Raw genomic sequence first — 18,178 nt, 5'->3', positions numbered from 1 at the left:
AGCGGAGCCCTACCAGATTGGGGTTGACGAACGATGGCTGAAGCCGCGCATTCGGGGAAAGCCAGGTCGGCGGCGTCCGACCTGTCGGGGGTCAAATTCATGACCGTCGCCGAGGTGGCCGCCATCATGCGGGTGTCGAAGATGTCGGTGTACCGGTTGATCCACAACGGCCAGCTCGAGGCGGCCCGGTTCGGCCGCAGCTTCCGGGTTTCCGAGGCCGACGTCGACGCCTACCTGCGTCGCTCCTACGACGTCGCCGGCTGACCGTCCGCCCGTGCTGCGGCGCGGGTTCGCGACGCTGCTGTCGCTGCTGGCCATCGTCGGACTGATCCGCCTGTTCGCGCCCGCCGTGCCGGCCTCGGTCGACACCCGCGCTCCCGGTGTGGCGGCGCAGCTGGATCATCTCGAGGCCCGGCTCACGGACGGCTCGGCGCGCGAGGCGCAGGCCCTGTTCCCGGAGGGCGAGTTCTTCGCCTTCGTGTTGTACGGTCTCGCCCGCGTCGACGAGGTCGCGCGCGGTGGCGATCCGGCCGGGCTGGCGGAGGCGCGGCGGGCCCTTGACCTGGCCACGGCGCCGGCGGTGCGGGAGCGGTTCGGGGCCGATCAGTCGCTGCCGTACGGGATCTTCTACGCGGGCTGGACCAACTGGCTGCGCGGCGCCCTGCTGCAGCAGCAGGAGACGCCCGATCCGGCGCTGGTGGCGGAGTTCGGCGAGCAGGCGCGGGCGATCGCCGCGGCCTTCGATGCCGGGTCGTCGCCGTACCTGACCTCCTATCCGGGACAGGCCTGGCCGTGCGACTCCGTGGTCGGGATCGCCTCGCTGGCGCTCTACCGGGACCTCGCCGACGACCGTTCCGTCACGCCGACGATCGACCGCTGGCTCACGGCCACCGCGGACCGGCTCGACCCTGCGACCGGACTGCTGCCGCACCGAGCCGACCCCGCGACCGGCCAACCGCTGGAGGGTGCCCGGGCGACCTCGCTGACCGTCGCGTTGATCTTCCTGCCCGACGTCGACGCCGGCTTCGCGGCCGACCAGTACCGGCGGTTCCGGGACACGTTCCTGGCCACGCCGCTCGGCATCCCCGCTGTCCTGGAGTTCCCGCGCGGTACGTCCGGGGCGGGTGACGTCGACTCCGGTCCGCTGATCGGCGGCGTGAGCCTGTCCGCGACCGTCGTCGCGCTGGGCGCGGCGCAGAACAACGGCGACCGTGCCCTGGCGGCGGAGCTCGGAGCGGTCGGCGACCTGATCGGACTGCCGCTGGACCTGCCCGGCGGCAAGCGCTACGCCTTCGGGCTAATGCCGATCGGCGACACCTTCGTCGCCTGGGCCAAGGGCGTCCGGCCGCTGGTCGCGGACCGGGTGCCGGCCGTCGAGCCGGTCGTCGGGCCGGCCTCCCGGGCGGTCTGGATGATCGGGCTGATCCTGCTCGGGCTGGTCGGCTGGCTGCCCGAATTCCGGCGCCGACCCAACGTTTCCGGGAGCCGTCCGTCTTCCTTGGTGACAACGAGACCAGGAGGCAACCGATGACCGAACAACAGACCGAGGTCCAGGGCCGGGTGATCAATGGCCCGATCGCCGATCTGACGGACTATCGCAACGCGGAGGACCTGGCCCGGATCTCCGAGATCAACGCCGGCGCCATCATCGTCCGCGAGTCCCTGGCCGCCACGGCGGCACGGATCCCGTCCAACGTGGGCGCGACGATCACGGTCCCGGACGACGTGGTGGTACGGATCCAGACCGGCATGGCCACGCTCGGCGGCGATGCGTTCGCACCGGAGGACGGACCCGATGCGGCACTGGTCGTCGTCGGTGGGCTGATCGTCACCGAACCGGTCCGGCAGGTCACCTACCGGCAGATCTCCGTGGTCGGCATGGCCCTGATGCCGAAGGGCTCGGAGTCGATCCTCGGCGGGCACCTGACCGATCTGGTCGGCGGCTCCCGGACCTACGACTACGAGGAGGGTGCTCAGGTGCGCGGGCTGGCCGGTGACGCCACGCTCTCGGGGGCCATGATCGCCAACGAGAACGGGAATCCCAAGGACGTGCTGCTCGCCGCGGGCGTCGTGCTGATCGACGAACCGGTCGAAGCGGTCGGCTACCAGTCCGTCATCGTGTCCGGCCAGTTGATTGCACCGCGGGACAGCCGGGACCTGTTCGGGTCGAAGCTCGAACTGGCCGGCCAGGGATTCTGGTATCGCGGTACCAACCCGCGGGTGGTCGGTGGCGAGGAGACCTATGACGCGGACTTCCTGTCCCTGGTCGACGAGCCGCTCAGCCTGATCGTGTCCGGCCGACTCGCCTTCGCCGACGACGTCACCAACGAGTTGATCAAGAAGGCGATCGCGGACATCGTGCTGATCGGGACGATCACCGTGCCGCGGGCCGGGCAGGCCGCGGTCCGGCTGCTGAACCGGGACGGCGGCGGCAAGGTCGTGATCACCGGGGATGCACCGGGGTGATCGGTCCGGCCGGGAATCGGCAGGCGTTCGAGCAGCTCTACGATGATCATCGGCAGGGTGTCTGGGCGCTGTTCCTCGGCCGGCACAGTGACCGGACGATCGCCGAGGAGCTGACCCAGGAGACGTTCCTGCGGCTCTGGCGCCGGATTGACGCGGTCGCTCCGCTCGGCCCGGAATCCCAACGGGCCTGGATCTTCCGGGTCGCGCGCAACCTCAGCATCGATGCCTACCGGACTGCTGCCGCGGCCCGGACGGCGGTCCGTCAGGTCGCCGACGAACTGCGGCCGCGGCCGGCCGGTGAGGGCGCCGAGGCGGATGTCGCCGAGGTCGCGATCGGCCGGGAACAGCTGGCTGCGGTGAGTCGGGCGGTCTCCACCCTGCCCGAGACGCAGCGGGTGGTGCTGACCATGATCGCCGTCGGTGGGCTCCGGGCGGTCGACGTCGCCGAAGCCTTGGAGATCCCCGCCGGGACCGTGCGCTACCGGTTGTCGGAGGCTCGGCGTACCTTGAAAATGATCTTGGAATCAGAACTGGAGCAGGCCCATGGATGACCTTGATCGACTTCTCGCGGAGTGGGGCCGGAGCCGCCGGCTGCCCGACCGGGTGAGCGACCGGATCCGTACCGCCGTCATGGCGGAGCCCTTGACCACCCTGCCGGTGCTGTCCGTGGCCTGGTGGCGCACCGTGCAACAGCCGACCGATCCCGCCCGAGGCCTGCTCGCCGGCACCCGTGTCCTGATCCAAACAGCAGCCTGACAGGCCACGTTTCGGATTGCGAGACGCCTTCGCCAGTGGCACCGTGGGTGGCGAAGGAGGCAACATGTTCGAGGAAGCACAGTTGTACTCCCCGGTCACCACCGGGGAGGACGGTACGGTCACGGTCCACCTTTCCGCTGACCATCCTGGCCGCAACGATCCCGCATACCGGGAACGGCGCAATGCGATCGCGGCTCAGGCCTTGACGTGGACGGCCGGCGAGACCCCGCCGGTCATCGACTATCTGGATTCCGAGCAGGAGGTCTGGCGCACCGTCCAGCGGGAGCTGGCGATCAAGCACGAGAAGTACGCCTGCCGCGCGTTCCGCGACGCTGCCCACCGGCTGAACCTGCCGCAGGACCGGATCCCGCAGCTGGCCGAGGTCACCGAGGCGCTACAGCCGCTGACCGGGTTCCGCTACGTGCCGGCCGCCGGCATCGTGCCGGTCAAGGAGTTCTACGGTGCCCTGGCGGACCGCGAGTTCCATTCCACGCAATACATCCGGCACTCGTCAGCGCCGCTGTACACGCCTGAGCCGGACCTGATCCACGAGGTGATCGGGCACGGCAATCTGCTGGCCGATCCGCAGTTCGCGGAGATCAACCGGCTGGCCGGTGAGGCGGCCCGGCGGTCCGAGACCGATGCCGGTGTCCAGTTCGTCGCCGACGTCTTCTGGTTCACGATCGAGTTCGGCGTCGTGTACGAGGGCGACGAACTCTGCGCCTACGGTGCCGGGATCCTGTCCAGCTACGGCGAGATCGAGGAGTTCCGGGCCATGAACATCCGGCCGCTCGACTTCCACGCGATGGGCACGATCGACTACGACATCACCCACTACCAGGACACGCTGTTCGCGGCGCCGTCGATGGAAGGCCTGGTCCAGGAGGTGTGCGGCTTCTTCGCCGGCTTCGACGACGACACCCCCGCTCGACTGGTGGCGCACGCCGGGACGGCTGATGATCTCGCCAAACCGACCACCGCTCCCGGACTCCTGCCCAATTCGGCGATCACGCAATACCCGACCACTCCCCGTACCACCGCGTCACCCGACCACACCCCAACGATCCGGTCCCGCCCGGGATGATCATCGACTGTGACGTTAGGGACCTGAAATCTCGCGATTCAGGTCGTTAAGTCCACACTCGACGCCCTTGGGCTGGTTGAGAGCTTTACGGTGTACATGTACGGTGTAAAGCATGATCGCTAAGACTCCGACGGCCGACCGGGCCGGAATCGATGCCGGGTACCAGGGACGGGACGGTGTGAGCGGCACGGCTGCCGCCGTACCGGACTGGGACGACGTTGCGGCACGGCTCGCCGCGGCCAAGAACTACTGGGTGGTGACGGCGGCCGCCGACGGGCGGCCGTGCCCGCGGCCCTTGTGGGGACTCTGGATCGACGGCGGGCTGGTGTTCACGGTCCTACGGTCGACCCGTACGGCACGAAATCTCGCCGGCAATCCCCAGGCCACCGTGCATCTGGAGAGCGCGGAGCAGGTGTTGATCATGGAAGGCTCGGTCACGGAGCTCTCGGCGGAGTCGATCGGCGACTTCTTCGGAGCCTGGCTGGAGAAGTACGCCGCCGAGGGTGCGGTGGCGAGCGAAGGCGTCGAGTTGGACCGGATGATCTACCGGCTGACACCGCGGCTGGCCCACAGCTGGACCTTGAACCACTTCCCGTCCGACGCGGTCCGCTGGACCTTCGATCGGGCGGGATCGCCGCAGTCGTAGGCTGGCCGGATGGTGACCACCCCGCCGCAGTCGCGGCTGACCAAGGACCTGATCCTTGATCACGCGTTGCGGCTGGCGGACGCCGAGGGTGCGCCGGCGATCGGCATGCGGCGGCTGGCCCGAGAGCTGGACGTGACGCCGATGGCGCTCTATTGGCACTTCAAGACCAAGGAGCAACTGCTCGACGCGGTCGCCGACCGGATCTTCGCCGAGGTCGATCGTGATCTTGGCCGGGGCGGCTGGCGGACCAGGTTCGAGCGGCTGCTCCGGGCGGTCCTCGCGGTCGTCCGTGATCATCCCTCGGCGGCCGAACTGCTGGCCGGCTCGGGCGGCTTCGGCGAGCATCAGCTTGCCGTACAGGAGAGCGCGCTCGAGGTGCTCCGGCAGGCCGGCCTGACTCCGGAGCAGGCGGCGAACGTGTCCGGCCATGCGCTGACGGCGATCCTCGGCATGGTCCGGTCCGAGCCCGGCCGGTCCCGCGCCGGGGTCACCTCGGACGAGGAGCAGCGGCGGCTGCAGGCTCGGCTCGCCGCGCTGCCGCCGGACCGGTTCCCCCGGATCGTCGAGGCGGCCGGGCCGCTCAGTCGCTGCGACGACCCGGATGCCTACGACGAGTTCGGGCTGTCGCTGCTGCTGGCCGGAGTGGAGCGGTTGGCCGATCCGCCACGCCGGCGCTAGCCCCCGAACTGATCGATCAGGACGGCGTAACCCTGCTGGCCCTTGTCTTCCGCCGCGCCCCGTTCGGCGACCGACGTCACGTAGCGAGGCAGTTCGAGGTTGAGCCCGAGCGTCTCGCTCTCGGCCAGCAGGTGGTGCATCGCGGCCAGGTGGGTGTCCAGGGTTCCGTCCAGCGGCGGAAACTCGCCGTCGTCGATCTGCTTCGCGTAGCCAGGCAGCCAGTCCGCGACCGCGCGCAACGTGGCGGCGGCCAACGGAGCGAAGGTCGCCGCGTCGACCCCGGCCGCGCGGATCAGCGCGGCACCGTGCAGATAGCCGTTCAGGGCACCCCACATCAGGCCAAGGCCGGCCATCTCGAGGAGGGCCGCCTGCCGATGATCATCTCCGACGTGGGTCGCGACGCCGAGTCGGCCCAGGGTCTCGGCGTTTCGGTCGAAGGCCGCCCGGGATCCGCTGTAGACGATCGTCGTGTCGGCGGTGCCGATCATCTCCGGGGACGCCAGGATCGCGCCGTCGAGGAAGTCGGGCCCGTGCTGCTCGGCCCAGTCGGCGAACTCGGTCGCGGCCGAGGACGGGCCCGAGGTCAGGTTGATCAGCACGGTGTCGTCGAGGGCGCCGTCCAGTTGATCAAGGACGGCCCGTACCGCCGCCGGATCGGTGACGCAGATGATCACCAGCTGGCTCGCCTTGACGGCGGCCTCGGCAGAGTCGGCGAGGGTGGCGCCGGCCTCGACCAGACGGTCGGCCTTGCTCGCGGTGCGGTTCCAGACGGTGGTGGGGTGGCCGGCGGTCAGCAGCGTCTCGGCCAGGGCGTGGCCCATCAGACCGAGGCCGAGGACGGACACCGGGGTCTTGGTATTGATCATGGAACGTATCCTCAACCTTCATAACGGTGTGAAGGTCAAGGAGCGAACGTGCGAATCGGTGAATTGAGCCGGCGGACCGGCGTGCGGACCCACCAGCTGCGGTACTACGAGACCCAGGGGTTGCTCGAACCGGTCCGCGGCGGCAACGGCTATCGGGAGTACGACGAGGAGGCCGTCACCACGGTCCGCCAGGTCCGGCAGCTGTTGGCCGCCGGCCTGTCCACCGAGGAGATCGCCTTCCTGCTCCCGTGCGCGACCGGAACCGGGCCCGACCTGGAGCCGTGCCCGGAACTGATCGACCTGCTGCACGAACGGCTGCAGGGCCTGGACGACCGGATCGACGCCCTCCGGTCGTCCCGCCGCGCCCTGCTCGGGTACCTCGAGGTCACCAAGCAGAAGGTCGCCTGACCCCGATCACGGAGCGGGGAAGGTGAGGGTGAAGGTGTGAGCGCCGGGCCACAGGGCGTGCTGGGGCAGGACGTCGATGCCGCAGGAGCGCGAGCCGAGGCCGTGCACCGCATTGTCGACATACAGATAGATCGCATCGTTGGCCGCCAGCTGGTACGGGTGCTCGGCGCGATCCAGGTCCTGCGGCGTGTGCCGGGTCAGCGTGAACCCGGGTCGGTGCCCGGCCTGGTCCGGCCGGGTCGCGACCCGGAGCCGGGTCGCCTCGCCGGTGCCGATGGCCAGGTCGCGCAGCTCGGCCCGGTGCCCGGTCTCCTGCGGTCGCGAGTAGACCACGTTGAGTTCGTCGACGGAGCCGCTGAACCGGCCGACCTGGGCCGCGACCGTGCTGTCCGGGTAGGACTCCAGCGGGCCGGTGCCGAACCAGTCCGCCTGCTCGCAGTCGGCCGGCAGGTCGAACCGGACGCCGACCCGGGGCCAGGTGCAGTCCCAGCCCTGTGACGGGGTCAGGTCCACCCGGAGCGACAGTTCGCCGTCGGTCAGCGTCCAGAGCTGGTCGACGTCGACGAACCGACCGCTGTTCGCGGCGCTGACCCGGACCCGCGTGGTCAGCCCGGTGTCGCTCGCGGTCACCGCCAGCACCCGGTGCACCAGCCGGTCGAGGCCGCGCTGGCGCCACCGCTCGGCCGACGACGGACCCTTGGTGCCCTCGCCGCGGGTCGCCTCCGGGGCGCCGAGCTCGTACGAGCCGCGGCTGCTGCTCCGGTCGTTGTCGGTCGGCCCGCGGAACAGCTCCAGCCGCGGCCCGGCGACCGGCACCCCGTGCAGCGAGGTCAACGTTCCGGTGGTCGCGTCGAAGACAGCCGGGCCCAGCTCGACCGTCTCCGTCGCCGGTACGGTCTCGGCCGGGCGCACCGGAATCGGCGCCGGAGCGGGCTCCTCGGTCAGCAGCCACTGCCCGCGCGCGACGACGTGACCGGCGTCGGCCCAGGGGGTCGGGTCGGAGAGTTCGGCCAGCACGGTCAGCCAGCCTTCGCCCGGACCGTCCGCGGTGATCAACTTCTCCGGCAGCTCGACGGTGACCTGGTCGCCCGGCGCCAGAGCCGGCACGGTCAGTTCCACGTCGGCCGTCGGCCGGCCGTCGGTCTCGAGCACCCCGCGCACCCGGAGCCCCGCCAGGTCGGCCGAGTGGTAGCGGCTCGTGATGATCAAGGTCGCGCCGTCGCGGTCGAAGCGCAGCGGCTGGCTGACCGCGGCAAACTCCGCCAGGCCCGGGCTCGGCCGATCGTTCGGCAGCACCAGTCCGTCCATCACGAAGTTGCCGTCGTGGACGACCTCGCCGAAGTCGCCGCCGTACCCGTAGTAGGGCGTGCCGTCCTCGGCCCGGGTCAGCAGACCATGATCACGCCACTCCCAGACGAAGCCGCCGTGGTAGCGCGGCGACACGTCCAGGAACGCTTCGTACTCAGCAATCCCGCCCGGCCCGTTGCCCATCGCGTGGACGTACTCACAGAGCAGGTACGGCAGCCGCCGGACCCGCTGCGCCTCGGCCGGGCCGCAGCCCATGATCTCGCCGGTGTCGGACAGGATCGACGTCATCTCGACCAGGCTCGGATACATCCGCGAGTAGAGGTCGGTGTAGCTGCCGGTGTAGTCGCCCTCGTAGTGCACCGGGCGCTCCGGGTCGCGGGACCGGATCCACTGGGCCATCGCGGCCAGGTTGGCGCCGGAACCGGACTCGTTGCCGAGCGACCAGATGATCACCGACGGCCGGTTCTTGTCCCGTTCGACGGTCCGCGCCACCCGGTCCAGGTAGGCCTCCCGCCAGGCCGGGTCGTCGCTCGGATTCCCTTGCCAGCCGAGATACCCGAAGCCGTGGGTCTCCAGGTCGCACTCGTCGATCACCCAGAAGCCGAGCTCGTCGGCCAGCTCCAGCACCCGCGGATGCGGCGGGTAGTGGCTGGTCCGGATCGCGTTCACGTTGTGCCGCTTCATGGTGATCATGTCGGCCCGGGCGTGATCTTCGTCGAACACCCGGCCACGCTCCGGGTGGGTCTCGTGCCGGTTCACGCCGTGGAAGATCACCTGGCGGCCGTTCACCAGCAGCCGTTCGCCGTCGATCCGTACGGTGCGGAAGCCGAGCTGCAGTTCGACCTGTTCGCCGGTCGAGCGAACGGTCGCGGTGTAGCGGCGGGGCCGCTCGGCGCTCCACGGCTCCACGCTCGGCAGCACGATCGGCGCCAGATCCTCCGCCGAGCGGTAGATCTGGCCGATCCCGAGTTCGGGGATCTCCACCGTGACAGGGAAAGCGGTCGGGTGGGCGACCAGTTCCGGGGTCACGGTGCCGACGCCGGTTTCATGATCGTAAGCGGTCCGCAGCCAGACGTCCTCGATCCCGCCGCGGGGCCGGCCGAGCAGGGTCACGTCCCGGAAGATGCCGGGCAGCCACCACTGGTCCTGATCTTCCAGGTACGACATCGAGGACCACTGGTGCACCCGGACCATGATCACGTTCTGGCCCGGCCGGACCAGGTCGGTGACGTCGAACTCGGTGGCCAGCCGGCTGCCCTTGCCGACGCCGACCTCGGTCCCGTTCAGCCAGACCTTGAAGACCGACTCGACGCCGTCGAACCGGAGCACGATCGACTCGACGTCCCAGTCCGGCAGGGTGAAGCTGCGTCGGTGATCACCGGTCGGGTTCTCGTCGGGGACGTGCGGCGGGTCGATCGGGAACGGGTATTGGACGTTCGTGTACGCCGGCTGGCCGTACTTCCCGTCGCCGTGCAGAACCCAGTGCGACGGCACCGGCAGCGTGTCCCAGTCCTGGTCGTCGAAGTCCGTCGCCGCGGCCGCCTCGTCGAGCCGGGCGGTCGGCGCGAGCCGGAACTTCCAGTCGCCGTTGAGGCTGAGCCGCGGCGCGTCGGAGTGCAGCCAGGAGCGCGGGGCTCGGCGCGGGCCGGAGCCCGGCTGGTAGTCGGTGACATAGGCGGGAACGGGGATGACCATGGCTCGACGCTGACCTTTCGTGAACGCTCACATTTCCGGCGGCACCATCATGACAGGTCGCCCGCGACCGGTTCGAACGACGGTGAGGCTGGGTACGGGACGCGGGAGCGGAAGGGGAGTCCAGGATGGCGGAATCACGCGACGAGACAGTGCGGCAGCTGCTCGCCGACCACGGCCGGACCTACGCCGAGGAGGCCGGCATCACGCTCCGGGACCAGCCGTCGCCGCTCTATCGGCTGCTGGTCCTGGCGCTGCTGCTGTCGGTCCGGATCGACGCGGCGATCGCGGTCGCCGCGGCCCGGGAGTTGTCGGCGGCGGGCTTTCGTACCCCGGAACGGATGGCGAAGGCCACCTGGCAGCAGCGGGTGGACGCGCTCGGCCGCGGCCATTACCGGCGCTACGACGAACGGACCGCGACGATGCTCGGCGACGGCGCGGCGCTGCTGCTGGACCGCTACCGGGGCGATCTGCGCCGGCTTCGGGACGAGGCGGACGGGAAGGCGGACCTGCTGGATCGGCTGCAGCAGTTCCCCGGCATCGGTCCCGCCGGCGCGTCGATCTTCGCCCGCGAGGCACAGGGGACCTGGCCCGAGCTGGCACCCCATGTCGACGAGCGGACGGCCGAGGGCGCGGAACGGTTCGGACTGCCGCGGTCGGCCGACCGGCTGGCCGCGCTGGTCGCACCGGACGACCTGCCGCGGCTGGCCGCCGCGCTGGTCCGGGCCACCCTGCGCGGCGGCCGGCACTCGGACCGTTGACCCCTGGTGCCGCCCGGATCGGTGTGATACAACGGATTCAGCGCTTCGGGACGCGCCGAGACTCGCCGGAAGGCTGGAAGCCACCCGTTTCTTGATCATGGTCGCGTGGTTGTGCGTCGACTCGTGGATCGCCCGTGCGAGTCCGGGTGAGAGACGAGGAATGACGTGAAGACCCTGCCCGACCGCCCGAGCATGGACCACCTTCGGCAACAGGCCAAGGAGTTGTTCGCCGGGCTGCGCGAGAACCAACCAGACCTCACCCTGAGCGGTGCCCAGACCCTGCTCGCGAAGCAGTACGGCTACCGCGACTGGCCCGGCCTCAAGGCCGAGGTGGACCGCCGCCGCGCCGATGTGAAGACGGCCGATCCGAAGCTGGCGGCAGAGCTGGCGGAGGTGTTCGGCCTGGGCCGGCCGGTCGGCCCGATGGAGGCACTGACCTTCAGCTGGGCCGGCCAGGTCTGGGCCCTGACGACGGAGCGCGGCGTCTGGCGGCTGACCGAGTTCCTGGACTACACCCCGGCCGACAACATCGAGGTCGAGTTCCGGCTCGTCGAGGCCGCCGTCGCCGCCGGGGTGCCGGCCGCCGAGCCGGTCCGGGACCGGTCCGGCCGGCCGCTCGCGGAGGTCGACGGCCGCCGCTGGCGGGCGCACCGGGAACTGGGTGCGGGCACCGAGGTCGCCGTTCCGGTCGACTCCGAGACCGCGACCGGGATCGGCCGCATCATCGGCACCCTGCACGGGCTCCGGCTGCCCGCGCCCGGCCCAGTGCACGCCTGGATCAGTTGCCGAGCCGACGAGGCCCTGCTGCGCCGCCAGCTGGAACGGTCCCGGGCCGCGGGTGCGGCCTGGACCGAGGCGTTCGAACGGGCGTTGCCCGGCATGCTCAGGCTGGCCGCGACCGTCGTCGACGACCGCGATCCGGCGGAGGAACCGATCCTCAGCCACGGCAGCCCCGGCCCCGGCACGTTCCTGCGTCGGAACGGCGGCGAGCTGGTGCTCACCGGCTGGGGCCACGCCTGCGCGATTCCGCCCAGCTGGGAGTTCGGCACGGCCCTCGAACACTGGGGGACGGAGCCGTCCGGCGGGTTGAACGAGGCCACGGTCGGTGCGATGGTCAGCGGCTATCGAAAGACTTCCGGCGCTGAGCCGTACCTCGAACTCGGGATGTTCAGCGGTACGGTGACCGGCTGGCTGACCTGGGTCGAGAGCCGGGTGAACGTCGCCCTCGGAGCGAACGACCCGAAGGCCGCCGATCATGCCGCCCGGGAACTGCCCGGCCTGCTCGAGAACCCGCTCACTGTGGAGCACCTGGAGCGCGTCCTGGCCGCGGCGAAGAGGCCTACGCTCGTGGCATGAACCCCGTCCGGACGGCGACCGAGTCGCCGGTCATGGTGGGCGAGATCGTGGTTCCCGGACCGGCGGCCGATCGCCTCCCGGGCGTCGGCCTGGCCGGGTTCGTCGGCCGGTCCCGGGATGTCGAGCTGGTGCCGTACCCGGCGGTCACGTTGTTCCTCGACCTCGGCGACGGGCTCCGGGTCGCCGGGGCCGGCGGCGGGTCCCGGACCGGCAGCCTGGTCGCCGGGCTCGCGCCGGGACGGCTCCGCGCCACCGCCCAGGACGTGGAGTGCCTCCAGGTACGGCTGTCGCCGCCGGTGGCGCGGGTGGTGCTCGGCACGGCCGACCTCGGCGCCTCGGTGGCAGGGTTCGACGAGGTTTGGGGGCGGGGTGCCGGGGAACTCCTGGACCGCCTGGGTACGGCAGCCGGCTGGCCCGACCGGTTCGCGCTGCTGACCGCCGCACTGCGCCGGCGGCTGGACCGGAACCGGCCGGTCCACCCGGAGGTGGCGGCGGCCTGGCGCGGGATGCTGCGCCGTCGCGGGCAGGTCCGGGTCGACGAGCTGGCCGAGCAGGTCGGCTGGAGCCGGAAGCGGCTGTGGAGCCGGTTCCGGGCCCAGACCGGGGTGACGCCGAAGCGGGCGGCGCGGCTGGTCCGGTTCGACCGGGCCGCCCGGCAGTTGGCCGCCGGACGGGACGTTGCCCGGGTGGCGGCGGAGTGCGGCTACGCCGACCAGTCCCATCTGCACCGGGACGCGGTGGCGTTCGCCGGCCTGACCCCGACCGCCGTCGCGGCGGCGCCGTGGCTGTCGATCGACGGCATCGCCTGGGCCGGTGAGGAGTACGCGGAGCCGCGGGAACATTCGTCCAAGCCGTGACGGCGACCGGCGGATGATCATGGTGCCATGATCATCAACGACCCCGACGGCGACCTGCACGTGATCGACGACGGCCCTCGCGGCGCACCGGTCCTGCTGCTCCTGCACGGAACCGCGTCCTCGCTGCACGCCTACGACCGGCTGGCGCCGCTGCTGACGAGCAGGTACCGCGTGATCATGATCGACCTGCTCGGGCACGGCCGGTCGGCCAAGCCCGACGACGCCCCGTACGAGATCGTCGATCACGGCCGGCGGACCGGACGGGTGCTGGACCGGCTGGGCGTTCCGCGCGCGATCGTGGTCGGGCACTCGACCGGCGGTTCGGTCGCCACCGCCCTGGCCGAGCAGCGGCCCGAACTGGTCCGCGGCCTCGTCTTGATCAACAGCGGCCCGCGGCTCGACGCCTACACCGCGCCGCCGCTGGCGATCGACCCGGCGGCGTGGGACTCGCTGACCGACGACCAGCTCCGGCAGGCGATGGAGTCCGCCTTCAGCCGGCCCGGCTTCCGGCCGCCGCAGGAGCTGGTCGAGGATCTACGCGGGATGACGTTCCGGTCCTTCGCGGCGATCCTGCAGGCCGCCGAGGGCTACCTACGGGCGGAGCCGCTGCCGGACCGGCTGGCCCGGCTCGGGCTGCCGCTGTTGGTGATCTTCGGCGCCGACGACCGCCGCTGGCTGCCGTCCTCGGCCGCGGACTACCAGGTCGTCCCCGGCGCCCGGCTCAAGCTGCTGCCCGGACTCGGCCACACGCCGCAACTCGAGGACCCGGAGCGGACGGCCGAGCCGCTGCTGGACTTCGTGGAGCGGCTGAACAACGCTCCCTGAGCTTGTCGAAGGGCAAGGCCGCAGTTGCCCTGGCCCTTCGACAGGCTCAGGGCACGTTGGACACGCTAGGTCGGCCGGGTCAGGTCCGTCCGGCGGGTCCGCGGCGGGCCGACCTGGTCCGGGACGAGAGCCGCATGGGGTTCGATGCCCGCCGGGATGCGGCCGAAGGCGGTCATCGTGGTGACCTCCCAATGCCGCGGGACCTCGAACTCCGCGGCGATGCCGTCTGCGTCGAAGGCACGGAACTGGCGGGCGGCGAGCCCCATCGCCTGGGCCTGGATGGTCATGTGGGCGACGGCCTGGCCGAGGTCGTAGTGCGCGAAGTCCGAATAGGGCCAGTCCGTGTCCGGCACCCAGCGCTGGCACAGGTTGACCACCAGCAGGCTCGCCGCCGGCGCCCACCGGGCGGAACTCGGGGCCAGCCGGTCGACCAGCCGGCGATGGGTGGCGTCGCCGCGGCGGGCGGTGAGGAACGCCCAGGGCTGGGAGTTGCCCGCCGACGGGGCCCAGCGCGCGGCCTCGAGCAACAGTTCGACGTCCTCGGTCGCGACTTCGTGCGCCGGGTCGAAGGTGAGCGGACTCCACCGGCCGCGGAGCAGCGGATCCAGCCGCCCCCAGACCTCGTCCGACCCCATGAACGGTGTCAACACCACCGCCCGCCGCTCATTCCCGATCGACGCGTCGGATCGTGAGTGAAATCTCGCCGGTTACTCGCGGCGGAATTCCGCTCAGGTCCGGCAGTAGGGCCGGAAGATCTCGAGGTTGCGGTCCACGCTCCGGATCCGGTCGAAGCCCCAGGTCTCGACGCCCGGCCGGTCGATCTCGTTCATGACCCGGGCCGACAGGTCGCGCAGGCCGCGGGCGAGCAGGGCGAACTCGAGATGATCAAGTTCGAGGTCGTCGGCGCCGTACGCCTCGAGGAAGTCGACCAGTCGATCACCGCCGTCGGCCGCGACCCACAGGTCGAACTCGCGCGGACCGATCACGGCGAAGTCCCAGTCCAGGATCGCCGCGACGTCACCGCGGTCGTCGACGAGCAGGTTCAGGCCGTGGAAGTCGGTGTGGCAGATGACCTGCGGCACCGGTTTGCCGGCCAGCCGGGACCGTACGTCGTCCAGGCGTGCGATGGCCGCGGTCACCTCGGCCGCGCGGTCTGCGATCCACGGATGATCAACCCGCTGCGCCAGGTCCCGGATCGCGGGCTCGGTCGTGTCCACCGGCGGCAGGTCGACCCGGACCGGTGCGTCGTGCACCCGGCGCAGCGCCCGGGCGGCGACCCGCCAGTCCTCCCAGGTGGCCGTACGCCCTTCCAGGTAAGGAAAAACGGCGTAGACCCGGGTTCCGGTCCGGGCATAGAGCTCGCCGTCGCGGGCCCGCAGCGGTTCCACGACCGGCAGCCCGAGGGCCCGCAGGTCGCCCAGCTGCCGCAGCCCGACCGGCTGCTCACCCTCCGGCCAGACCTTGACGAACCACCGGCCGTCGGCCACCCAGCAGTCGCTGGCGAAGCCGCCGGCGTGCGGCTCCAGCGCGTCGAGGGTCAGGCCGTAGTCGCGTTCCAGGTCCACGCTCCGCATCCCACCAGGTCCGGGCGGCGGCGCGCCACCGGTTTCAGGGGCGGGTGGCCTCGTCGAGCAGCTCCAGCAGATGCCGGTACGGACGCCCGGTGGCCCGGGTCAGTCCGAGCTCGCAGGTCCGGTTGACGGAGGCGTACGCGTCGAAGTGGCGACCGCCGATCTCGGCCGCCTCGGCCCGGGTCGCGGCGGCGGTCAGCTCCGGGTGCAGCAGGCCGCGGTCGCCGGCGAATCCGCAGCAGGCCCAGGCGTCCGGCACCACGACCTCCTCGGCGATCGCACGACCGATGGCGATCATGGCCGGATTGCCGCCGTTCTGGGTGGAGGAGCAGGTCGGGTGCAGCGCGAGCGCGCCGAGCCGGCGGTTGATCGTCAGCCTCGGCAGCACCCGCTCGGCGACGAAGTCGACGGCGTCCATGATCACCGCGTCGGTACCCTCCAGCAGGGTCCGGAACCCCTCCGAGCAGGAGGCGCCGTCGCTGATCACCGGCAGCCGGGCCGTTCCGGAGGCGCCGGAGACGATCGGCCGGACCCGGTCCCGCATGGCGGCCCAGCCGGACAGGAAACCCTTCGACTTCCATGGCGTGCCGCAGCAGACGCCGGCGATGCCGTCCGGGACGACGATCTCGACCTCCGCCCGGCCGCACAGGTTGAGCAGCGCCTCGGACACGCCGATCCCCTTCTCGCCGGCGAAGTCGCGCTCCGGCCCGAAGAGGGTCTGGATGCAGGCGGGCAGGTAGATCGCCTCCGGCTGCCGGGTCGGGTGCGGCCGCCGGACCCGGCCACCGCCGGGCAGGTCGGGCTGCCAGAGCGGGACGGTGTCGGTGCCGAGCAGCGCCCGGCCGAGTTGGTTGACCCGGGTGACCGCGGCCGCCGGGGCACGTTCGGCCACCGACAGAGCGAGGCTGCCGACCCGCGAGCCGGCGTCCCAACCGCGGGCCGCCGCGCCCCAGCCGGTCCGCCCGGCCGCCGGTGCCTGCTCGGCGCGGAGCCGTTTGACCAGCTGGCCGGTGTCGATCAGTACCGGGCAGGCGGTGCCGCACATGCCGTCGGCGGCGCAGGTGTCCAGCCCGTCGTAGTCGTACTCGGCGCGCAGTTCGGCGGCCAGTTCATGATCACCTTCTTGCTCGGCGCGGGCCAGCTCCCGGCGCAGCACGATCCGCTGCCGCGGGGTCAGGGTGAGGTCGCGGCTCGGGCAGACCGGTTCGCAGTAGCCGCACTCGACGCACCGGTCGACCTCGGGCTCCACCTCCGGTGCGGTCTTCAGGTGGGCCAGGTGTGCGTGCGGGTCCTCGTTGATCAGGATCCCCGGGTTCAAGATCGACTTCGGGTCGCAGAGCTGCTTGATCTCGATCATGACCTGGTAGAGCTCGTCGCCGAACTGGCGCCGGACGTAGGGCGCCATGATCCGGCCGGTGCCGTGCTCGGCCTTCAGCGTGCCGTGCTGGGCCAGCACGAGGTCGACCAGGTCCTCGGTGAAGTCGGCGTAGCGGCGCAGTTGATCACGGTCGCCGAGCCGCTCGCTGAGCATGAAGTGCAGGTTGCCGTCGCGGGCGTGGCCGAAGATCACGCTGTCGTGGTAGTCGTACCGCTGGAACAGTCCGGTCAGTTCCTCGCAGGTGGCGAGCAGCGACGGCACCGGAACCGCGATGTCCTCCAGCAGCGCGGTGGTGCCGGGCGCCCGGTTGCCGGCGATCGTCGCGTAGAGGCCCTTGCGGATGTGCCACAGATCGCCGCGCCGGCTGGGATCGGCGCTCAGCTCGGCCGCCGCGGCCAGGGGCAGCTCCGCCATCGTGGCCAGCCCGAGTTCGGTGCGGGCCCGGAGCGCGTCGGCGTCCGGCTCGGCGTACTCGATCAACAGCGCGGTGTGATCCTGGACGGCGAGACCGAGCAGGTCCGCGGTCGCCTGCGGGTCGCGCTGCGCCACCCGCAGCGAGGTGGCGTCCAGCAGTTCGATGCTGACCGGCTCGGTGTCGACCAGGACCGGCAGGGCCCGGGTCGCGTCGGCCAGCCGGTCGAAGATCAGCAAGCCGGTGCCGACGGCCGGATGGGCCGGCACGGTGCGGAAGGTGGCCTCGGCCACGAAGGCCAATGTGCCCTCGCTGCCGATCACCAGGTGCAGCAGCAGGTCGACCGGGCGATCATGGTCGAGGAACGAGTTGAGCCCGTACCCCATCGTGTTCTTGATCGAATACTGCTCGGTGATGATCTTGACCGAGGTCGGGTTGTCCCGGACCCGGTCGCGCAGCTTGTCCAGGCCGAGGTAGAGCTCGGGCTCGGTCAGCCGGAGCCGTTCGTCGGCGTCCGGGGCGGCGGTGTCGAGCACGGTGCCGCTGGGCAGGATCAGCACCGCCGACTCCAGCGTCCGGTACGTGTTCGCGGTGATCCCGCAGGACATCCCGGAGGAGTTGTTGGCCACCACTCCGCCGATCGTGCAGGCCGACTCACTGGCCGGATCGGGGCCGAGCTTGCGCCCGTACCGGGCCAGCCGGGTGTTCACCTGCCGTACCGTCGCGCCCGGCTGCACCCGTACCCGCAGCCCGTCGTCGAGGACGTCGATCCGGCGGAAGTTGCGCCGGGTGTCGACCAGCACCGCGTCGGTGGAGGCCTGCCCGGACAGGCTGGTCCCGCCCGACCGGAAGGTCAGCGCCCGGCCGGTGACGGCGCTGGCCCGCAGCAACGCAGCCAGCTGCCCGGCGTCCCGCGGCACGACGACGGCCTCCGGCGTGAGCAGGTAGTGCGACGCATCGTGGGCGTACGCGAGCCGGTCGGTGGCCCGGGCCTTGACGCCCCCGGGCACCAGCGCTTCCAGTTCGGCCAGCAGGGCCGGGTCGACAGGCACGGCCCTAGTCTGCCCTGGCAGCGGCGGGTGCGGGCCCAGCGGGTCGCTGATCACCGGCCACG

The 18,178-nt window shown here is 71.4% G+C and carries 18 protein-coding genes; 13 read left to right on the top strand and 5 right to left on the bottom strand.

Features of this window, described 5'->3' with window-relative positions:
- Positions 1-99 precede the first annotated feature (99 nt).
- The 8 genes from ACFQU4_RS30220 (at position 100) to ACFQU4_RS30185 (ending at position 5,630) form a co-directional block, all read left to right on the top strand.
- Positions 100-264: a helix-turn-helix domain-containing protein gene (locus ACFQU4_RS30220; protein ID WP_281385301.1), complete on the top strand. Its 165-nt coding sequence runs from the start codon at positions 100-102 to the stop codon at positions 262-264.
- 10 nt (positions 265-274) lie between these two features.
- Positions 275-1,531 carry a hypothetical protein gene (locus tag ACFQU4_RS30215; RefSeq protein ID WP_377499292.1) on the top strand — a complete coding sequence of 419 codons (1,257 nt, stop codon included), beginning with the start codon at positions 275-277 and terminating at the stop codon, positions 1,529-1,531.
- The gene (locus tag ACFQU4_RS30210) at positions 1,528-2,466 is read left to right on the top strand and encodes a hypothetical protein (RefSeq protein WP_377499290.1); all 939 of its coding nucleotides are present in this window, start codon (positions 1,528-1,530) and stop codon (positions 2,464-2,466) included. Before ACFQU4_RS30215 ends, ACFQU4_RS30210 begins: the two co-directional genes overlap by 4 nt.
- A complete protein-coding gene (locus tag ACFQU4_RS30205; RefSeq protein ID WP_377499288.1) occupies positions 2,463-3,017 on the top strand; it encodes an RNA polymerase sigma factor in 555 nt (184 codons plus the stop codon). Before ACFQU4_RS30210 ends, ACFQU4_RS30205 begins: the two co-directional genes overlap by 4 nt.
- Positions 3,010-3,222 carry a hypothetical protein gene (locus ACFQU4_RS30200; RefSeq protein WP_377499286.1) on the top strand — a complete coding sequence of 71 codons (213 nt, stop codon included), beginning with the start codon at positions 3,010-3,012 and terminating at the stop codon, positions 3,220-3,222. The genes ACFQU4_RS30205 and ACFQU4_RS30200 overlap by 8 nt, the downstream gene beginning before the upstream one ends.
- Before the next feature lie 64 nt (positions 3,223-3,286).
- On the top strand, positions 3,287-4,306 hold the full coding sequence (locus ACFQU4_RS30195) for a phenylalanine 4-monooxygenase (protein WP_377499284.1): 1,020 nt from the start codon (positions 3,287-3,289) through the stop codon (positions 4,304-4,306).
- A gap of 112 nt (positions 4,307-4,418) precedes the next feature.
- Complete coding sequence (locus ACFQU4_RS30190) at positions 4,419-4,952, top strand: pyridoxamine 5'-phosphate oxidase family protein (RefSeq protein ID WP_377499283.1); 534 nt, start codon at positions 4,419-4,421, stop codon at positions 4,950-4,952.
- A gap of 9 nt (positions 4,953-4,961) precedes the next feature.
- Entirely contained in the window at positions 4,962-5,630 is a 669-nt protein-coding gene (locus tag ACFQU4_RS30185) for a TetR/AcrR family transcriptional regulator (protein WP_377499281.1), read from the top strand.
- On the opposite strand, the gene ACFQU4_RS30180 is transcribed toward ACFQU4_RS30185, so the two are convergent.
- Positions 5,627-6,496, bottom strand: a complete 870-nt coding sequence (locus tag ACFQU4_RS30180; protein ID WP_377499279.1) for an NAD(P)-dependent oxidoreductase — start codon at positions 6,494-6,496, stop codon at positions 5,627-5,629. The two genes, ACFQU4_RS30185 and ACFQU4_RS30180, sit on opposite strands and share 4 nt — an antisense overlap.
- Before the next feature lie 48 nt (positions 6,497-6,544).
- Here ACFQU4_RS30180 and ACFQU4_RS30175 point away from each other — a divergent pair, with 48 nt between their 5' ends.
- A complete protein-coding gene (locus tag ACFQU4_RS30175) occupies positions 6,545-6,904 on the top strand; it encodes a MerR family transcriptional regulator (protein ID WP_377499277.1) in 360 nt (119 codons plus the stop codon).
- A 6-nt stretch (positions 6,905-6,910) separates the two neighbouring features.
- On the opposite strand, the gene ACFQU4_RS30170 is transcribed toward ACFQU4_RS30175, so the two are convergent.
- Positions 6,911-9,907, bottom strand: a complete 2,997-nt coding sequence (locus ACFQU4_RS30170) for a glycoside hydrolase family 2 TIM barrel-domain containing protein (RefSeq protein ID WP_377499275.1) — start codon at positions 9,905-9,907, stop codon at positions 6,911-6,913.
- A 125-nt stretch (positions 9,908-10,032) separates the two neighbouring features.
- On the opposite strand from ACFQU4_RS30170, the gene ACFQU4_RS30165 reads away from it, so the two are divergent.
- From ACFQU4_RS30165 to ACFQU4_RS30150, 4 genes are all read left to right on the top strand, one after another.
- Positions 10,033-10,665, top strand: coding sequence for an endonuclease (locus tag ACFQU4_RS30165; RefSeq protein WP_377499273.1), 633 nt, complete (start codon positions 10,033-10,035; stop codon positions 10,663-10,665).
- A gap of 165 nt (positions 10,666-10,830) precedes the next feature.
- Complete coding sequence (locus ACFQU4_RS30160; protein WP_377499271.1) at positions 10,831-12,021, top strand: phosphotransferase; 1,191 nt, start codon at positions 10,831-10,833, stop codon at positions 12,019-12,021.
- Complete coding sequence (locus ACFQU4_RS30155; RefSeq protein WP_377499269.1) at positions 12,018-12,878, top strand: helix-turn-helix domain-containing protein; 861 nt, start codon at positions 12,018-12,020, stop codon at positions 12,876-12,878. The genes ACFQU4_RS30160 and ACFQU4_RS30155 overlap by 4 nt, the downstream gene beginning before the upstream one ends.
- Positions 12,879-12,905: 27 nt before the next feature.
- Positions 12,906-13,703, top strand: coding sequence for an alpha/beta fold hydrolase (locus ACFQU4_RS30150; RefSeq protein WP_377499267.1), 798 nt, complete (start codon positions 12,906-12,908; stop codon positions 13,701-13,703).
- Positions 13,704-13,768: 65 nt separating this feature from the next.
- Here the strand turns inward: ACFQU4_RS30150 and ACFQU4_RS30145 are convergent, their stop codons facing one another.
- The 3 genes from ACFQU4_RS30145 to ACFQU4_RS30135 form a co-directional block, all read right to left on the bottom strand.
- A complete protein-coding gene (locus ACFQU4_RS30145) occupies positions 13,769-14,338 on the bottom strand; it encodes a nitroreductase family protein (protein WP_377499265.1) in 570 nt (189 codons plus the stop codon).
- Positions 14,339-14,431: 93 nt separating this feature from the next.
- Positions 14,432-15,268, bottom strand: a complete 837-nt coding sequence (locus ACFQU4_RS30140) for a phosphotransferase enzyme family protein (RefSeq protein ID WP_377499263.1) — start codon at positions 15,266-15,268, stop codon at positions 14,432-14,434.
- Between the two features lie 43 nt (positions 15,269-15,311).
- The gene (locus tag ACFQU4_RS30135; protein WP_377499261.1) at positions 15,312-18,116 is read right to left on the bottom strand and encodes an FAD-binding and (Fe-S)-binding domain-containing protein; all 2,805 of its coding nucleotides are present in this window, start codon (positions 18,114-18,116) and stop codon (positions 15,312-15,314) included.
- Positions 18,117-18,178 lie beyond the last annotated feature (62 nt).

The organism is Microlunatus sp. GCM10028923 (genome assembly GCF_042666975.1).
Taxonomy (GTDB): Bacteria; Actinomycetota; Actinomycetes; order Propionibacteriales; family Propionibacteriaceae; genus Microlunatus.
This window is presented reverse-complemented; position numbering and strand designations above follow the sequence as displayed.

Bases quoted from the DNA above. Each gene is read 5' to 3' on its own strand.
- ACFQU4_RS30150 (WP_377499267.1), top strand. From the start codon at position 12,906: ATGATCATCAACGACCCCGACGGCGACCTGCACGTGATCGACGACGGC.
- ACFQU4_RS30220 (WP_281385301.1), top strand. From the start codon at position 100: ATGACCGTCGCCGAGGTGGCCGCCATCATGCGGGTGTCGAAGATGTCG.
- ACFQU4_RS30210 (WP_377499290.1), top strand. From the start codon at position 1,528: ATGACCGAACAACAGACCGAGGTCCAGGGCCGGGTGATCAATGGCCCG.
- ACFQU4_RS30170 (WP_377499275.1), bottom strand. From the start codon at position 9,907: ATGGTCATCCCCGTTCCCGCCTATGTCACCGACTACCAGCCGGGCTCC.
- ACFQU4_RS30145 (WP_377499265.1), bottom strand. From the start codon at position 14,338: ATGGGGTCGGACGAGGTCTGGGGGCGGCTGGATCCGCTGCTCCGCGGC.
- ACFQU4_RS30155 (WP_377499269.1), top strand. From the start codon at position 12,018: ATGAACCCCGTCCGGACGGCGACCGAGTCGCCGGTCATGGTGGGCGAG.
- ACFQU4_RS30195 (WP_377499284.1), top strand. From the start codon at position 3,287: ATGTTCGAGGAAGCACAGTTGTACTCCCCGGTCACCACCGGGGAGGAC.
- ACFQU4_RS30180 (WP_377499279.1), bottom strand. From the start codon at position 6,496: ATGATCAATACCAAGACCCCGGTGTCCGTCCTCGGCCTCGGTCTGATG.
- ACFQU4_RS30185 (WP_377499281.1), top strand. From the start codon at position 4,962: ATGGTGACCACCCCGCCGCAGTCGCGGCTGACCAAGGACCTGATCCTT.
- ACFQU4_RS30200 (WP_377499286.1), top strand. From the start codon at position 3,010: ATGGATGACCTTGATCGACTTCTCGCGGAGTGGGGCCGGAGCCGCCGG.
- ACFQU4_RS30190 (WP_377499283.1), top strand. From the start codon at position 4,419: ATGATCGCTAAGACTCCGACGGCCGACCGGGCCGGAATCGATGCCGGG.
- ACFQU4_RS30165 (WP_377499273.1), top strand. From the start codon at position 10,033: ATGGCGGAATCACGCGACGAGACAGTGCGGCAGCTGCTCGCCGACCAC.